At 65.6% G+C, this 15,320-nt stretch carries 17 protein-coding genes; 12 read left to right on the plus strand and 5 right to left on the minus strand.

The features are described 5' to 3' along the window. The first annotated feature begins 105 nt into the window (after positions 1–105). A complete protein-coding gene (locus AC1RUK_RS16195; RefSeq protein WP_481834815.1) occupies positions 106–381 on the plus strand; it encodes a hypothetical protein in 276 nt (91 codons plus the stop codon). A gap of 555 nt (positions 382–936) precedes the next feature. Here the strand turns inward: AC1RUK_RS16195 and AC1RUK_RS16200 are convergent. Further along, positions 937–1,035 carry a putative RiPP precursor gene (locus AC1RUK_RS16200; protein ID WP_481834814.1) on the minus strand — a complete coding sequence of 33 codons (99 nt, stop codon included), beginning with the start codon at positions 1,033–1,035 and terminating at the stop codon, positions 937–939. A gap of 234 nt (positions 1,036–1,269) precedes the next feature. Here AC1RUK_RS16200 and AC1RUK_RS16205 point away from each other — a divergent pair, with 234 nt between their 5' ends. Genes AC1RUK_RS16205 through AC1RUK_RS16230 form a run of 6 tightly spaced genes read left to right on the plus strand, consistent with a single transcriptional unit; the run spans position 1,270 to position 7,069 of the window. After that, the gene (locus AC1RUK_RS16205) at positions 1,270–1,869 is read left to right on the plus strand and encodes a CDP-alcohol phosphatidyltransferase family protein (RefSeq protein ID WP_481834813.1); all 600 of its coding nucleotides are present in this window, start codon (positions 1,270–1,272) and stop codon (positions 1,867–1,869) included. A gap of 20 nt (positions 1,870–1,889) precedes the next feature. After that, on the plus strand, positions 1,890–3,668 hold the full coding sequence (locus AC1RUK_RS16210; protein WP_481839483.1) for a bifunctional alpha/beta hydrolase/class I SAM-dependent methyltransferase: 1,779 nt from the start codon (positions 1,890–1,892) through the stop codon (positions 3,666–3,668). 2 nt (positions 3,669–3,670) lie between these two features. Continuing rightward, positions 3,671–5,017 (plus strand): phosphatase PAP2/dual specificity phosphatase family protein, encoded by a 1,347-nt coding sequence (locus tag AC1RUK_RS16215; protein WP_481834812.1) that lies wholly within the window; start codon positions 3,671–3,673, stop codon positions 5,015–5,017. Then, complete coding sequence (locus AC1RUK_RS16220) at positions 5,014–5,448, plus strand: hypothetical protein (RefSeq protein ID WP_481834811.1); 435 nt, start codon at positions 5,014–5,016, stop codon at positions 5,446–5,448. Before AC1RUK_RS16215 ends, AC1RUK_RS16220 begins: the two co-directional genes overlap by 4 nt. 8 nt (positions 5,449–5,456) lie before the next feature. After that, a complete protein-coding gene (locus AC1RUK_RS16225) occupies positions 5,457–6,125 on the plus strand; it encodes a lysophospholipid acyltransferase family protein (RefSeq protein WP_481834810.1) in 669 nt (222 codons plus the stop codon). A 14-nt stretch (positions 6,126–6,139) separates the two neighbouring features. Continuing rightward, positions 6,140–7,069 carry a phosphatidate cytidylyltransferase gene (locus AC1RUK_RS16230; protein ID WP_436175141.1) on the plus strand — a complete coding sequence of 310 codons (930 nt, stop codon included), beginning with the start codon at positions 6,140–6,142 and terminating at the stop codon, positions 7,067–7,069. A gap of 7 nt (positions 7,070–7,076) precedes the next feature. Here AC1RUK_RS16230 and AC1RUK_RS16235 read toward each other — a convergent pair whose 3' ends face one another. Continuing rightward, on the minus strand, positions 7,077–8,012 hold the full coding sequence (locus tag AC1RUK_RS16235; RefSeq protein WP_481840295.1) for a hypothetical protein: 936 nt from the start codon (positions 8,010–8,012) through the stop codon (positions 7,077–7,079). Positions 8,013–8,050: 38 nt separating this feature from the next. Here AC1RUK_RS16235 and AC1RUK_RS16240 point away from each other — a divergent pair, with 38 nt between their 5' ends. The 4 genes from AC1RUK_RS16240 to AC1RUK_RS16255 all read left to right on the plus strand — a co-directional run bounded on the left by AC1RUK_RS16240 (position 8,051) and on the right by AC1RUK_RS16255 (position 9,274). After that, positions 8,051–8,242, plus strand: a complete 192-nt coding sequence (locus AC1RUK_RS16240) for a hypothetical protein (RefSeq protein WP_436174151.1) — start codon at positions 8,051–8,053, stop codon at positions 8,240–8,242. Between the two features lie 67 nt (positions 8,243–8,309). Then, positions 8,310–8,573, plus strand: coding sequence for a hypothetical protein (locus AC1RUK_RS16245; protein ID WP_436174150.1), 264 nt, complete (start codon positions 8,310–8,312; stop codon positions 8,571–8,573). A gap of 49 nt (positions 8,574–8,622) precedes the next feature. Next, the gene (locus AC1RUK_RS16250) at positions 8,623–8,844 is read left to right on the plus strand and encodes a hypothetical protein (protein ID WP_481834809.1); all 222 of its coding nucleotides are present in this window, start codon (positions 8,623–8,625) and stop codon (positions 8,842–8,844) included. A gap of 208 nt (positions 8,845–9,052) precedes the next feature. Continuing rightward, the gene (locus AC1RUK_RS16255; RefSeq protein ID WP_436174148.1) at positions 9,053–9,274 is read left to right on the plus strand and encodes an alkylphosphonate utilization protein; all 222 of its coding nucleotides are present in this window, start codon (positions 9,053–9,055) and stop codon (positions 9,272–9,274) included. A gap of 64 nt (positions 9,275–9,338) precedes the next feature. Here AC1RUK_RS16255 and AC1RUK_RS16260 read toward each other — a convergent pair whose 3' ends face one another. Further along, entirely contained in the window at positions 9,339–11,330 is a 1,992-nt protein-coding gene (locus AC1RUK_RS16260) for an AI-2E family transporter (RefSeq protein ID WP_481834808.1), read from the minus strand. A 200-nt stretch (positions 11,331–11,530) separates the two neighbouring features. Further along, positions 11,531–11,884, minus strand: coding sequence for a cupin domain-containing protein (locus AC1RUK_RS16265; protein ID WP_481834807.1), 354 nt, complete (start codon positions 11,882–11,884; stop codon positions 11,531–11,533). A 363-nt stretch (positions 11,885–12,247) separates the two neighbouring features. Between AC1RUK_RS16265 and AC1RUK_RS16270 the strand changes: the two genes are divergently transcribed. Further along, on the plus strand, positions 12,248–14,224 hold the full coding sequence (locus AC1RUK_RS16270; RefSeq protein ID WP_481840296.1) for an acyltransferase family protein: 1,977 nt from the start codon (positions 12,248–12,250) through the stop codon (positions 14,222–14,224). Positions 14,225–14,313: 89 nt separating this feature from the next. On the opposite strand, the gene AC1RUK_RS16275 is transcribed toward AC1RUK_RS16270, so the two are convergent. After that, a complete protein-coding gene (locus tag AC1RUK_RS16275) occupies positions 14,314–15,270 on the minus strand; it encodes a quinone oxidoreductase family protein (RefSeq protein WP_481834805.1) in 957 nt (318 codons plus the stop codon). Positions 15,271–15,320 lie beyond the last annotated feature (50 nt).

Below are 15,320 nucleotides of genomic sequence, written 5' to 3' on the forward strand. Positions count from 1 at the left end.
ACATTTGCAAAAATCTCCATAATATTCGAAACTTCTCTTCATACAACTCGCTTCTTCCCTGCGATCGCAACCTGGACGATCCTTTTCAAACCGGAGGAATTTACCATGAACATAAAGATGCTTTGCATGGGCGCGATGGCGCTTTCGATGGTGAGCGGCGCGGCGCTGGTCGGCGCGCTCGACAGCCCGGAGAGGATGACCCCCTTCTTCACGGATAGCGGCATGAAGACCATGAAGCCGGAAGCCGAGTTCAAGGCGGCCTGGATGGCCATGAGCGAGGAAGACCGTACCGCCATGTCGAAGGAATGCAGCGACGAGGGAATCGCCAAGGAGCACAACGACTTCTGCGCCATGACCAAGAAGCTGGGCGGCGCCAACTGAGCGCTTGTCGCAGCGGGACATTGTTCGGAAATGGCGGGCTCCGGACCGCCATTTCTGTCTTCGGTGCGCCAGCGCAGGGGCTTTGCGGCAGTGGCAACCCAAGGTCCCGGCGGCGAAGGACGCCAAAGGGAGCCGCCGGGAAAATACACCCAAAAAAAGTCAGGTTGAAAAGCCCGGCGCGGAGCGCGCCGGCCAGCGAAAAGTAAACCGGTTCAAGCGCCTGGATCAGGGCTGACGCAACGTTCCTTGCAACCGCCGAAAGGCCCGGAAAACCGGCTTTTCCAGGTCCTCAATGCCAGCAATAGCGCAATCGCGCGGCGCCCCAGGCGGATGCCTAGAGACCGAAAATCCTCTGTTTCAGCCCCCACCAGGCGGCGTTGACAGGCGGCACCGCCAATGGATATTCGCACGGTTACGGGTCACGCCATATCCGTGGCTGTTGGGGACGGACGGGGTTTCAACAGCATTGGCGGCGGCGCCGGACGGGCGGGCACTTGCGCAGTGTTCCGCCCGCTCCTGGCCAGCCTTCTCCCTCGCGGGAAACTCAAGCCTCGATCAAGCCTTAGGGTTGGCGCCTGAAACGGGCGCGCCTGCCGTCACAGCGGACAGCTTTTCGCGCCGGGCCAGCGTCGGCTTGCTGTAGGCCTTTTTCATCGGCATCCCCTCTGCCAGAAACGATCGGCGAAAGTGACGCCGCGGCGCCCGCTTTGTCAAGCATTCGCTAAAGTACGAGCATGCTTGCATTTGCGCCGCCGCGATGCTCGACAGCCACGGCGCCGTGATTTCCGGCGCCGCAACGGTACAGAAGACAGCGCACCTCCGCCCCTTGCGTCTTGTCCGCCGATTGACCATCTTCGCCGGATTGAGGCACGGGTTGGGGAATCGCAGATGCCGACGCTCTATGCGTTGAAACCGGCCTTCCAGGCGAGGCTGAGGCCGTTTGCCGACTGGCTGGCAAGAGCCAGCGTTACCGCCAACCAGATTACGCTTCTTGCCGCAGCACTCTCGCTCGCCACCGGCGTCGTGGTCGCCGTGTTTGCCGATCATCGCGCGGTCTTCCTGCTGATGCCGGCGGTGCTGTTCGCGCGCATGGCGCTCAACGCTATCGACGGCATGCTCGCCCGGGAGCATGGGCAAGCCTCCAGGCTCGGCATGTATCTCAACGAACTCTGCGACGTTGTTTCGGACCTGGCGTTGATCCTCGCCTTCGCCGTCGCCTTCCCTGTCTGGGGCGTCGTCGCTTTTGCGATTGCCGCGATCATCGTTGAATATGCCGGCGTGCTCGGCGTCGCGGCCGGCACGGGCCGCAACTATGCCGGCCCGTTCGGCAAGAGCGACCGGGCGCTGGCACTCGGTGTTATCGGCGTCCTCATCGCCTGCGGGCTGTGGGTGCAAGTCCTTACACCCTTTGTGTTTCCGGCCATGGCTACACTGTCGCTGGCGACCGCCATCAACCGGATACGCAGCGGCCTTAGAGGCGACCGATGACCAGCATCGAGGGGACCGCCATGCTTCACGAACAGAACATCACTGTCGCCGACGGGAAGCGGGTGGCCGAGGAGCGGACTTTCAGGACCCATGACGGCACGGAGATCTTCTATCGCTACTGGCCGGCCGTCGGGGAACCCGCCAAGGGCGCTATCCTGCTGTTCCATCGCGGCCACGAGCATGGCGGACGCATGGCGCATCTGGTCGACGAACTGGCCATGCCCGGCCATGCCTTCTACGCCTGGGACGCGCGCGGCAATGGCCGCTCGGCCGGCGAGCGCGGCTATGCGCCGTCCTTTGCCGCACTGGTGCGAGACATCGACTGTTTCGTGCGCGAGATCGGCAGGGATGGCTTTACCCAGCGCGACATCGCGCTGATCGCGCAATCCTTCGGCGCCGTGCTGACCGCCGCCTGGGTGCATGACTATGCACCCGACATCCGCGCGATGGTGGTGGCCTCGCCGGCCTTTTCGGTCAAGCTCTACGTGCCCTTCGCCAAGGAGGGCATCGCGCTGTGGCAGAAGCTCAAGGGCCGCTTCTTCGTCAATTCCTACGTCAAGGCGAAGTTGCTGACGCATGATGCCGAGCGCATCGCCTCCTTCGAAGCCGATCCGCTGATCACGCGGCCGATCGCCTCCAACATCCTGGTAGAGCTTTACACCCATGCCGCGCGCATCGTTTCCGACGCCAGCGCCATCACCGTGCCGACGCAGCTCCTGATCTCCGGCGCCGACTGGGTGGTACGGCACGGACCGCAGCACGAGTTCTTCGTCAACCTGGCGAGCCCCGCCAAGGAGCGGCATGTGCTGCCCGGCTTCTTCCACGACACGCTGGGCGAGCGCGACCGCAAGATGGCGCTCGACCTGATCCGGCCGTTCCTGGAAAAACAGTTCGCGGCGCCGGAGAAGGCGATAGACCTGACCGGCGCCGACCGCGCCGGCTACACGCGCGACGAGGCCGACCACCTTGCTTCGCCGCTGCCCTTGCTGTCGCCCAAGGGTCTCTACTGGGCCATGAGCCGCGCCTCGATCCGCATGGGCGCCTGGCTGTCGCCCGGCATGAAGACAGGCATCGCCACCGGCTTCGATTCCGGCTCGACGCTCGACTATGTCTATGAGAACGAGGCGCGCGGCATCGGCTTCATCGGCCGCATGATCGACCGCACCTTCCTCGACGCCATCGGCTGGCGCGGCATCCGCCAGCGCAAGCTCCACCTGGAAGAGCTGATCGGTAATGCTGTCGCAGCGCTCAAGGCGGCCGGCCGCCCTGTCAACATCGTCGACATCGCCGCCGGCCATGGCCGCTACGTGCTCGACGCCGTCGCCAAATGCGCCGAGCCGCCGGCGAGCGTGCGGCTGCAGGATTATTCCGACATCAATGTCGGGCTGGGCTCGAAGCTGATCGCCGACCGGAACTTGCCAACCAGCGTCTCTTTCCGCAAGGCCGACGCCTTCGACGCAAAAATGCTGGCCTCCCTCAAGCCGGCGCCGGACCTTGCCATCGTCTCCGGGCTCTACGAGCTGTTTGCCGACAATGCGATGATCGCGCGTTCGCTCGGCGGACTGGCCAGCGCCATGCAGCCCGGCGGCCTGCTGATCTACACCAACCAGCCCTGGCACCCGCAGTTGGAGATGATCGCGCGCAGCCTGACTTCGCATCGCGGCGGCCAGGCGTGGGTGATGCGGCGGCGCACGCAGGGCGAGATGGACCAGTTGGTGGCGGCTGCCGGCTTCGAGAAGATCGACCAACGCATCGACCAATGGGGCATCTTCACCGTCTCGGTCGCGCGGCGCGTCTGAGCATGGCCGTGCCTGCCGCAGACCCTGCCCCTGCCCCCATTGCGGCCGAGCGGCTGAAAGATCCCTTCAGCGCTATCCTGCTCAGGGCCGCGCTTTGGCTGGCACTGCTGGCGCCGCTGTTCTACTCAACCTATGGCTTCGCCAACTGGCTGGCGTCGCGGCGCGACGATGTCGGCAGCATCGTCTTCTGGTGGGAGCGCGACATCCCGTTCATGGCCTGGACGATCGTGCCTTACTGGTCGATCAATCTGTTCTACGGCCTGTCACTGCTGCTCAACGATACGAAGAACGGCGTCGACCGCCTTGCCGGCCGCTATCTGACGGCGCAAGCCGTCGCGGTCACCTGCTTCATCCTGTTCCCGCTGAAGGCGACCTTCGTGCGGCCGGAAACCTCTGGCCTGCCCGGTTTCCTGTTTGCGGTGCTCGGCGGCTTCGACAAGCCGTTCAACCAGGCGCCGTCGCTGCACATCGCGCTGCTGGTGATCATCTGGGACCACTGGCGTCAAAGATTGAGCGGCATCACCAGCGTCGTCTGGCACGTCTGGTGCTTCCTGATCGGCGCTTCGGTGCTGACAACCTGGCAGCATCATTTCATCGACATCCCGACCGGGGCGCTGCTCGGCTTTTTTGCGCTGTGGCTGTTCCCGGCCAAGGGCGAATTGCCTTTCGCCGGCTTCCGCCTGACCGCCGACCCGAAGGCCAGGCGGCTGGCGCGGTTCTATGCGCTGGGCGCGGCTCTGGCACTGGCGGGTGCTGCTTTGGGTGCTTTCGTCTCGGCCGTCGCGCTGATCCTTTTGTGGCCGGCTTTGACGTTGGCCATCGTCGCTTTCGCCTATGCCGGAGCCGGGGTCAAAGTGTTCCAGAAGGCCACCGACGGCACTGTGCCGCTGGCCAGCCGCATCGTGCTCTGGCCTTACCGGCTCGGCGCCCGGATCAATCTGTGGGCGTGGACACGAAAACTGCCGGCGCATGTGGCGGTCAGCGACGGCGTGTTCCTCGGCCGCTTTCCGACGGCCAGCGAAGCCGGTGGCTTCGGCACGGTCGTTGACCTTGCCGCCGAACTGGAACGACCGCGCGGCAGTTCCTGCCTCTGGACCAGCCTTGCCATGCTTGACCTCGTGGCGCCGCCTGCAGACAGGCTTGCCGAAGCCATGCCTGCGATCGAGGCGGCGCGCAAGCGCGGCACGGTGCTGGTCTGCTGCGCGCTCGGTTTCCAGCGTAGCGCCGGCGTCGTCGCCGAATGGCTGGTCGCCACCGGCCGCACGCACACGGCAGCACAAGCACGGAAATTGCTCGCGGCATCCGGCCGTCCGGTGCACATTCACACCGGGGTGGACGAAGCGGCATGACCAGCAATGCCTATCAGGACAAGGCCGGCGCCTTCGCCGCTGGGCTGATGGTGCAGGCGGCGTGGCCGCTGCTGGCGATCGCGGCTTGCCTGCTTGCCGCGCCCGTTATCGGGTCGACGACCGGGCCGCAGGCGATGCCGCTGTCGGCAGCGGCTTGGTTCGTGGCGGCGGTGGGCGCCCTGGCCACCCTCGCCTTCTCCATGCTCATCCTGTTCGATGCGCTGCTGTTCCGACTGATGGCGAGCCACGACAGCGAGACCGAAGGCGGAGCGGCGATCGACGATGTGCTGGCGCGCATGCGGCTGAAGCCGGCGCCTGCCGCCACCCGCTCGCTCGACCAGCGCATCGCGGGCACGCGCCGCCTGCTGATGAAGCAGCGCCTCGCCTTTGCCCTGTTTGCGGCGGCGTCGCTCGTGGCGGCATTCCTATGAGCCCTTCGATGACCAAGCTCCACCTCCGCGCCAACACGTTTACTCTGCTGCAGACGGTGACCTCGGTCGGCCTGTCGGCGCTGGCCTGGGTGGCGACGGGGGTGCGGCCGATCTGGAACGGCAGCCAGCCGTCGGAGCGGCAGCGCATCTACTTCGCCAACCATGCCAGCCATGGCGACTTCATCCTGCTCTCGGCCTGCCTCAGCGAAAAGGTGCGGGCCCGCACCCATGCGGTGGCGGCGGCGGAATACTGGGGCAAGTCGCGGCTGCGCCGCTACATCGCCGAGGACATGCTGTCGTCCGTGCTGATCCACCGGCAGTGGACCGACGAGGCGCAGAATCCGATCTCGATCATGCTCTCGGTGCTCGACCAGGGCCATTCGCTGATCCTGTTTCCCGAAGGCACCCGCAACACGTCGGACGAGAAGCTGCTGCCGTTCCGCTCCGGCCTCTACAATCTGTCGATGGCGCGACCGGAGGTCGAGTTGATCCCGTGCTGGATCGAAAACATGTCGCGCGTGCTGCCCAAGGGCCAGTTCCTGCCGGTGCCGCTGCTCTGCCGTGTCGTCTTCGGCCCGGCGGTGACCATCGCGCCTGGCGAGGACCGCCGCGCCTTCCTCGAGCGCGCCCGCCAGACGCTGCTTGCGCTCAACCCCCGCCCGGATCGAGACGATTGATGCCACTTCCGCCGATGCATGAAACCATGATCCTGGTGATCGGCCTGGTCGGCGTGCTGACCACGGCCAGCCTCGTCGCCGGCATCCTGTCGTGGCGGGCGCCGAAGCCGCTGTCCTCGACGCTGGTCAACCTCACCCAGCGCATCAATGCCTGGTGGGTGATGGTGGTGGCGATCACCGTCGCCTTCTTCTTCGGCCGCACCGGCATGACCATCCTGTTCGCGCTGATCTCGTTTGCCGCACTGCGCGAGTTCGTGACGCTGACGCACAGCCGGCGCAGCGACCACTGGGTGCTGCTCGGCATGTTCGGCATCATCATCCCGTTCCAGTACTGGCTGGTGTGGACCGCTTGGTACGGGCTCTTCACCATCTTCATCCCGGTCTACTGCTTCCTGCTGATGCCGGCGATCACCGCGCTTAACGGCGACACCGAGCGCTTCCTCGAGCGCGTCTCGGCGCAGCAATGGGCGGTGATGATCTCCGTCTACTGCGTCAGCCACGTGCCGGCGCTGCTGACGCTCAACGTACCCGGCTTCGAGGGCCGCAGCCTCTTGCTGATCGCCTTCCTGATCATCACCGTGCAAGGCAGCGACGTGCTGCAGTACATTTTCGGCAAGCTGTTCGGAAAACACCTGCTGTCGCCGGCCGTCTCGCCCTCAAAAACCTGGGAAGGGCTGCTCGGCGGGCTCGCGGCATCGAGCCTGCTCGGCGCGCTGCTGTCGTTCCTGACGCCGTTCTCGCCGCTGCAGGCGGCGGCCGTTGCCCTCGTCGCCTGCCTGATGGGATTTCTCGGCGGGCTGGTCGCCTCGGCTATCAAGCGCGACCAGGGCGTTAAGGACTGGGGGCATCTGATCGAGGGCCATGGCGGCATGATGGACCGCGCCGACAGCCTGGTCTTCGCCGCCCCGGTGTTTTTTCACACGGTACGGTATTTCTGGACGTGAGGCGCCTCTAGCCGGCGTGGCTCAGCCAATGGCGATCGAAGACGTCGAGGATGGCGCGGAACTCGATCGGCGGGATCTGGTGGACGCCGCCGTCGCTGCCCCCAACCAGGAACCGCGTGAGCTGCCGGTCGACCTGCTCCGGCTGCTCTATTGCCATGCCGAGCAATGCCAGATCCCCGGTGATCGACTGGTCGGGCAGCAGGTATCCGCCCCACGAAGCGGTGCCGGGCGCCAGGTCGCGCAGATGCACGAGGAGGATTCTTGTCAGCGACGGCTGCGCCTCCGGGCCGATGATGGCGGTGCCGCACATATAGCCGCCAAGCGCGCTTCCCGGCCGCGACTGCGGGAACAGGCTGAGGAAGAACTGGGCATCGCCGCCAACTTCCCTCAGATGCACGTAGAGACCGCGCTTGGCCGGCGTGACCGGGCCGCCAAGCACCAGCTGGCCGGTCGGCAAGGCCTCACGATAGGTGGCGGTCAGGCCATGCAGGCCAGGCCCTGCCTCGATCGACAGGATGCCTTTGATGAAGTGGCCGCGATAATAGGGCGACCAGGCGCGCGAATAGCATGCGTAGGTTCCGGCGAGCGCGAAGACGAGGCTGCGCTCTTCATGGGTGGACGAGGTCTCGAACTGAGCGCCGGCGTGGCGCTCTAGCTCCGCCCTGTCGACGCCGTGCTGGGTGCAGATTTCGGCGGTGAAGCTCGCCAGGTCGCTCTCGGCGATCCAGACGCCTGGCTGTGCCAGCCGCAGGAGCTTGGCCCAATCGTCATAGACGCTGTGATCACGCGGCTGCGCGCGGCCCTGCAGCCATTTGTCGGCGCGGCCGAGATCGAAGGCCGTCTTCGGATTGACGCGCCGGAATGCCGCCGCCAGATCCTTGCGGCTGACGGTCCCGAGCAATGCAGACGTGAGGCGCAGCTTCTGCGCGATATGCTGTGCCATACAACTGCCCCTCAATGCCCGCTGCACGCATAACACGGATGGCCAATTCCTGCCGCCGTATTTTTCCACATGCTAATATGCCTGGAATTCCAAAGAATTCCACGAAGTTCCGCACACCCGACCTGTTCGGCGCCGCGGCCAGCGCTAAGCTGATCGAGGGCAAGGGAACCATCATCAAACTCGCATTTGCGCGGGCGGGCACGCCATCCCTTCCTTCGTCGAACCCGTGACACGCTCAGTTGGAGCAATCGGCGAAAACTGAGCTTTCACGGCACTCAACAAGGAAGGAACGGATCGATGTCCCGGACTGCTTTTCCCACAATGCCCTCTATCGCGGCTGCGGCTGGATGCGCCGCGATAGTGCTGTTCCTGACCTTCGGGCCGAACGGACCATCGCGAGCAGCTGCGGGGATCAGCTCGCGCGCGGCAGCGACCTATGTCAAGCCTGCTCCTGGCATCCAGCCGACGCGCATCGAAGTCGACGGCGACGCGCATTCGATACGCTTTTACATCGACGGAAAGCAGGTCGTCCTGCTCGACGCCGCCGGTTTCAAGGAATGAATTCGGCAACCCGGTACCCGGGTCGCGGACACAAGGAGGGGAACCTGTCATGAAACGCGCGCTATCCGCACTCTTCGTCGTGCTTGCACTGTCGCAAACGGTGGAGGCCAAGACAAAGGCGCCAGTCGCCGCCGCGACGGCGCCCACGACCGAGGAAAGCCGGCCGCCGCTCGACAACACGCCGACGGGCGGCATCACGCCCGCAGGCACAAGGGCGCCGGCCACCGACGGATCGCAGTATCCGCCGGCACTGTATCTCAATTTCCAGTAGGTCGCCTGCGACGGGCGTCACGCCGCCTGTCCGCCAGGAAGGTCGGGCTCTCGATGCCCGGCAGCCTCAAGCGCGAGCTTGGCAGCCTCGACCGGATCACCGGCTCGAGGCCGAAGGTGCTGATATCGGAGTGAGGTGGTGCGCTTGACCGCACCGCCATCCGCGCGATAGGCCGGACGCCTCCACTGAACCCGATGAAAGACCAGACATGACCGACGCGATCGCCAGAGACAGCAACGGCACGCCGCTGAACGAGGGCGATTCCGTCACCCTGATCAAGGACCTCAAGGTCAAGGGCACGTCGGAAACGATCAAGCGCGGCACGCTGGTGAAGAACATCCGCCTCAACGGCAATCCCGGCGAGATCGAGTGCAACACCAAGCAAGTAAAGGGCCTGGTGTTGAAGACCGAGTTCTTGAAGAAGGCCTGATTGCCCGCGGGGCGATTTTCGCGCAGACATTCGCTCGCCTCCCGGCAATAACTCCGAGGGAGCCTCAGCTCGCTACCGCGAGCGCCGCCTTCTTCCGCGCCGGCGGGCGTCGCCGCAAGCGACGCTTGGCGGCGAGCTTGAGCTTGACCGGCGGCGCGTCGGTCAACGCGCCCAGCCCGGCATCGACCATGCCATAGGCGACGAAATCGGCGTTGAGATCGCCGGCCAGCTTGGCTGCTGCCTCGCTGTCGTTGTTGCCGGCCTCCGACCAGAACACGATGCCGACCCGCAGCGCCGGCCTGGCGCGCTTCAGCCGGCGCACGAGGAAACGAGCGTGCTTGACGGAATCGCGGTTGAGGAAGCCGACCACGACGCTGTCGACGGCGTCGAGTTCGAGGCGGCGAATGCCGGCGGGCTCCATATCGGCAAAGCTTGCCTTCGACACCGTCGCGCCCTGGACTTCCAGCACCTGCGCCAGCATGGCGGCGGCGGAATCGTCGAGCTCGCCGCGCCCGCCGGCACACAGCACCGACATGCCGGTGCCGTCGGGCAGTTCGGCCTCGGCCTCGCCGGCGGTGTCTTTGCCCCCGTTCGCAGCGGCCTCGTCGGCCACGGCCGGCTCATCGACCTCCTCGGCTTCCTCGCGTGCGCTGTCGTCGAGATTGGCGACAAGCATCAACGCGCTGGCCGCCACCTGCTGCCGCTGCTGCTCGTCCATGACGCCACGGACACGATCCTGCTCGCCGAGCAGCAAGGCGGGAATGGCGACCTTGTCGTAGAAGTCGACCAGATATTTCTCCTCCAGCATTTCCTCGGCATGGTCGGTGGCCTCGTCGGGATCGCCCGCCAGCAGCCGCTGGTAGAGCCGGGCATGCGGCTCGAGCACCGGCTCGTTGCCGAACAGGACGTCGAGAAATTCGAACTGCGGCACGTGCCGGCCGAGCACGACCAGGCAGACGGTGAGCGGCGTCGACAGGACCAGGCCGAGCGGTCCCCAGAGCCAGGTCCAGAAGATCGCCGCGACGATGATGGCGAGCGGCGACAGCCCGGTGCGCGAGCCATACAGCCAGGGTTCGATGACGTTGCCGGTGACAAGCTCCATCACCACGAACAGGCCGGCAGTCCACAAGAGCAGCGACCAGCCGGGCGCCACGGCCAGCGCCAGGAACAAAGGCAGCAGCGCGCCGATGACCGGGCCGATATAGGGAACGAAGCGCAACGCCAGCGCCAGCAGGCCCCACAGGAGCGCATTGGGTATGCCCAGGACCCAGAGGCCGATGGCGATAGGCACGGCGTAGACGATGTTCACCACCAGCTGCATCAGCAGATACTGGCCGACCCTGGTGCCGGCATCCTGCAGTGCCTGCGTCGTTCGGTGCAGGTCGCCATAGCCGACAAGGCGGATGAAGCGGTCGCGCAGGTCCTCCCGCTCCAAAAGCATGAAGATGACGACGACGACGATCAGGCCGGCCGAGGCCAGCGGGCTGATCAGCGGGCCGACCAGGTTCTGCAGCACTTCGAGCGGCCTTTCGCGGGCGACGATCTCGACCGGCAGGGGTTCGCGTTTCGGTGTCTCGGCCGCGGATGGCAGTTGCGGCTCCTGGCGCTCGATCTCCTGGCCGACGCGCTCGATCACGCGGCTCAGTCTGGAAACGATGCCGCCGCCGACCCCGGTCTCCTTGAGCGAGCGGACCTTGGTCAGGATGTTGATCTGGTAGGTCGGAATGTTCTGGGCCAGTTCGCTGACCTGGGTGGCGACGATGACGGAGAACAGAGCGAGTGCCGCGAAGGCGCCGAGCACGCTGACGATGACGGCAGGCAGGCGCGGAATGCCAATGCGCTTCAGCACCGAGACCATCGGGGCAAGCGCAAAGGTGAGCAGCAGCGCGATGGCGATCGGCAGGAAGACCTCACGCCCGAAATAGAGGGCGGCGACCGCCGTCACCACGGAAGCGACCGTGGGCAAGGCGGTGCGCGGATGCACGCTGGCCGCCGACAGGATGCCCGCCAGCCCGGAACCCGCCGGGTGTACGCCGTTTCGCCGATTGACCGCCACTCGATGCCTCCGCCCTGCGGGCACATGATCCGGCATAATTAGTTGGCGTGCAACTTGTCCTGATGGGGCATAACGAGCCGGGCGGAACGATCAGGCGTCGTCGTCAAATAAAGGCGCTGCAGCCATGGTGCGGCAGCCGTTTCTACCCGCTTGCGGGGAGAAGGCTGGCGCAGACGGACAAGGGGCGGCGCGGTCTTGGCTCAATCAACCCTGACGACGAAATGCTTGGTCACCGGCTCGACGATCTTCCAGGTGCCCTTGAAATCGGCCTCGACGACGAAGGCATCGCCGGGACCGACCTCGACCGGCGCGCCGCCGTCGGGCGTGATGATGATGCGGCCCGCGATCATGTGCACGAATTCATAGTCGGTGTAGGTGGCGTGGTAGGTGCCGGGGGTGGCCTGCCAGGTGCCCGACATCACCTTGCCGTCGGCGGTGGTGTGCTGGACGGCGGTCCTCATCGTCGGCTTGCCCTCGACCACCACCCAGCCCGCGAGATCGCCGGCCTCGGCATTGTCGACGGCGCCGAATTTGAGGATGGTGGGGTTGGTCATGGTCAGGATCCATTTTGCGCCGGCATTGGCTGGCGGGTGCATAGCCGATGCGGCGGGCGCGGGCAACGCGGGGGCCGACCGCAAATGTCGGAGATTGGCGAAAGCGGTGGTGAGAGCGTCCTTCTCCCCGTGAACGGGGGGAAGGGAGCAAACCTCCAATTATGTTGCACTGCGTTAAATATGTTGCATTGCGGTATCGGGCCATAGGCGCGAGTCTTTGACACGGGCGGGCTGTCAACGGCTGTGGCGCCGCGCGTTCGATGCGCGCGGAGGCGCTGCAGCACGTGTGATCCCCGGCGAGCTGTCTCTCGCCGGTGCGGACCATCGGTTCGGGGTCATGCACCAGCGCGAGGTTCAACAATCGTGTCAGCATCGTTCCGGCCTGATATCGAAGGCTTGCGCGCCGTGGCGGTGGTGGGCGTGATCGCCTTCCATTTCGGCCTCACGTCGCTCCCCGGCGGCTTCACCGGCGTCGACATCTTCTTCGTCATCTCCGGCTATCTGATCACAAAACACCTGCTGACCGAGATTACCGAGACCGGGCGGCTGAACCTGTGGCGCTTCTACGCGCGGCGCGCCCGGCAACTCTTGCCGGCATCGCTGTTCGTCATCCTCGCCACGCTGGTGGCCGGCGCCTTCGTGCTCTCGCCGGAGGAGCAGTCGCTCTATTCCAAGGGCGCGATGTTCGCCTCGGCCTACATGATCAATCTGTGGCTGATCCGCTGGTCGTTCGACTATTTCGCCGCGGACGCGACCAGCAACCCATTCATCCATTTCTGGTCGCTGTCGGTGGAGGAGCAGTTTTATCTGGCCTGGCCGGCGCTGCTGATGCTGGCGGCGTGGCTCGCCCCCGGCAAGCGCGCGGCGATGCTGGTGATCGGCCTTGCCGGCCTCGTCTCGTTCGCCGTCTGCGCCTGGCTGACCACGGTGGCGCAGCCCTGGGCGTTCTATTTCTCGCCGCTGCGCGCCTGGGAATTCGCCGCCGGCGGTCTCGCCACCATGGTGCCGGCCTCGTTCTGGCGTGAGCGCCCGCGGCTTGGCGCGCCGCTGGCGTGGCTGGGTCTGGCACTGATCGCCGGCGCCTATCTCAACTTCACCGAGGAGGCGCCCTTCCCCGGCTTCATGGCGCTGCTGCCGGTGGCCGGCACGGTGATGCTGCTGCTGGCAGGTGCCGCCAATGCCGAGCTGCGCGCCAACAGCGGACCGAGTGCCGCCCTGGCGCTGCCGCCGCTGCAATGGGTCGGCAAGCTGTCCTATTCGCTCTATCTCTGGCACTGGCCGGTGATCGTCTATGCAGCGATGCTGGTGCCCGAGCTGACGCCGCTGCAACGCCTCGGCTGCATGGCGCTGACCTTGGCGCTGTCCCTCTTCACCTATCATGTCATCGAGAACCCGATCCGCCGCAATGGCTGGCTTATGGCCAATGCGGCGCGGGCGCTGGTGCCGGCCGTCCTCCTGACCGGCACCGGCGTCGCAGCCGCTTATGCCAATGCGCAGCTCGCCGTCAGCGACCTCGACCCGGTGCAGCGCAACATCGCCGAGAGTGCGGCGCGCCCCTCCACCGCGCGCGCCAAGGTCGGCTGCGTGCTCGACTACGAGACGGTGACGCCAAAGCCCTGCGAGTTCGGCGACAAGAATGCGCCGCGCACGATCGCGCTGTTCGGCGATTCACATGCCGACCACTGGTCGACGCCACTGATCGCGGCGGCGAGGAAGAACGACACCAAGGTGGTCACCTTCCTCAAATCCTCCTGCCGGGCCTCGCGGCTGACGGTGTGGGTGACCAAGCTGAAGCGCGACTACACCGAGTGCGATCAATGGCGCGCGCAGTCGATCAAGGAGATCATCGCGGCGCGGCCGAGCCTGGTGGTGATCTCGGAAATCGCGCTGGCGAGTTCGCGCAAGATGTCGCCCGACGCCCAGATCCCGCCCGACCAGGACGCTCGGTGGCGCGATGGCCTGCGCGCGACGCTTTCAGCCTTCAGCCAGGCCGGGCTGAAAGTCGCCTTCATCCGCGACGTGCCGTTCAACGAGGAGCATGTCGACACCTGCGTGGCCAGAGCGCTGTGGCGGGGCGAAGCGCCCTCGCTCTGCGACCAGAAGCGGACCGACGCCGCCAACGACGCGGCAGCCGCGGTGGAGCGCGACATCGTACGCTCGGTGCCCAATGCCAACTATATCGACATGACCGACCAGTTCTGCGATCGCACCACCTGCCACGTGTACATCAACGGCAAGCTGGCCTACCGCGACCGGCATCATCTCGCGACGCCGTTTGCGGAGTCGCTGGAGCCGGAGGTGGAGAAGGCGGTGTTCAGGCAGGTGGTGGCGCAGAGGTAGGAGTGGCGGAAGGTCTTCCAACGACCCCTTCCAGACATTCGCGGAAAGCGAGAAATGCTTGCCAAAAGCGTGGGGTAGAGGCAGTTGGTTCACGGTCTCAGCAGGATCGAGCCGACGGTCGCGCCCATCTCGAGCTGCGCTTGGGCCTTGGCCGCTTCGACGAGCGGGAGCTCGATGCCGATCTTGATCTTCAGGCCTCGTCCAAGCTCCTCGAACAGGCCCGTCGCGGCGAGAGCGTAGGATTTAGGGTCGTTGGCATAGGCAAAAGAACTGGGCCGTGCAATCGACAATGACCGTCGGGGTCCCAACTCGCCAAGTGCGATCGCGGGCAGCGTTCCGCTGGCCTGGCCGACGCTCGCGATCATTCCGAAAGGCTTCACGGCATCGAGCGTGCGGGTCAGCGTTTCGCCGCCCACGCCGTCGTAAGCCACATCGACGCCGGCGCCGTCGGTCAGACGCCGCACCTGGGCGACGAAATCGGTTTCGCGATATAGGAGCGCGTGATCGAGACCATGGCTCACCGCGATTTCGGCCTTTTCGTGCGAGCCGACCGTGCCGATCACTGTTGCGCCGAGACGCTTTGCCCATTGGGTTAGAATCAATCCCAATCCACCTGCGGCGGCATGCACAAGCACCACCATACCCGGCCGCACCGGGCAAACGCGATGCAGCAACATGTGCGCGGTCACGCCGCGCAACATGGCGGCCGCCGCGACATCGTCGTCGATGCCGTCGGGAATGTGCACCAGCCTGTTCGCCGGCAAGTTGCGGGCCTCCGCATAGCTGCCCAGCGGCAGGCCTGCATAAGCGACACGGTCGCCCTTGCGAAGCATTTTCACATCGGCCCCGACGGCTTCCACAACGCCGGCGCCCTCCACGCCGAGAACGGCGGGCATGGCAGGCACGGGGTAGAGGCCCATGCGTTGGTAGATGTCGACGAAGTTAACGCCGATCGCGGTCTGGCGCAGCCGAACCTCGCCCGCAGATGGTGGCGGAAGATCCGCGCGTACCGGCTTGAGAACCTCGACGCCGCCGATGGCGGTCATGGCAATGCTGAGGGTCATGATTGATCTCCTGTAAGGTGACCCATTAGGCG

The sequence above is a fragment of the Mesorhizobium monacense genome (assembly GCF_056781675.1).

Excerpts from the sequence above, each read along its gene's own strand:
- AC1RUK_RS16200 (WP_481834814.1), bottom strand. The coding sequence starts at position 1,035 with ATGAAAAAGGCCTACAGCAAGCCGACGCTGGCCCGGCGCGAAAAGCTG.
- AC1RUK_RS16250 (WP_481834809.1), top strand. The coding sequence starts at position 8,623 with ATGAAACGCGCGCTATCCGCACTCTTCGTCGTGCTTGCACTGTCGCAA.
- AC1RUK_RS16225 (WP_481834810.1), top strand. The coding sequence starts at position 5,457 with ATGACCAAGCTCCACCTCCGCGCCAACACGTTTACTCTGCTGCAGACG.
- AC1RUK_RS16195 (WP_481834815.1), top strand. The coding sequence starts at position 106 with ATGAACATAAAGATGCTTTGCATGGGCGCGATGGCGCTTTCGATGGTG.
- AC1RUK_RS16230 (WP_436175141.1), top strand. The coding sequence starts at position 6,140 with ATGCATGAAACCATGATCCTGGTGATCGGCCTGGTCGGCGTGCTGACC.
- AC1RUK_RS16245 (WP_436174150.1), top strand. The coding sequence starts at position 8,310 with ATGTCCCGGACTGCTTTTCCCACAATGCCCTCTATCGCGGCTGCGGCT.
- AC1RUK_RS16220 (WP_481834811.1), top strand. The coding sequence starts at position 5,014 with ATGACCAGCAATGCCTATCAGGACAAGGCCGGCGCCTTCGCCGCTGGG.
- AC1RUK_RS16205 (WP_481834813.1), top strand. The coding sequence starts at position 1,270 with ATGCCGACGCTCTATGCGTTGAAACCGGCCTTCCAGGCGAGGCTGAGG.
- AC1RUK_RS16215 (WP_481834812.1), top strand. The coding sequence starts at position 3,671 with ATGGCCGTGCCTGCCGCAGACCCTGCCCCTGCCCCCATTGCGGCCGAG.
- AC1RUK_RS16275 (WP_481834805.1), bottom strand. The coding sequence starts at position 15,270 with ATGACCGCCATCGGCGGCGTCGAGGTTCTCAAGCCGGTACGCGCGGAT.
- AC1RUK_RS16240 (WP_436174151.1), top strand. The coding sequence starts at position 8,051 with ATGGCCAATTCCTGCCGCCGTATTTTTCCACATGCTAATATGCCTGGA.
- AC1RUK_RS16210 (WP_481839483.1), top strand. The coding sequence starts at position 1,890 with ATGCTTCACGAACAGAACATCACTGTCGCCGACGGGAAGCGGGTGGCC.
- AC1RUK_RS16265 (WP_481834807.1), bottom strand. The coding sequence starts at position 11,884 with ATGACCAACCCCACCATCCTCAAATTCGGCGCCGTCGACAATGCCGAG.
- AC1RUK_RS16235 (WP_481840295.1), bottom strand. The coding sequence starts at position 8,012 with ATGGCACAGCATATCGCGCAGAAGCTGCGCCTCACGTCTGCATTGCTC.
- AC1RUK_RS16255 (WP_436174148.1), top strand. The coding sequence starts at position 9,053 with ATGACCGACGCGATCGCCAGAGACAGCAACGGCACGCCGCTGAACGAG.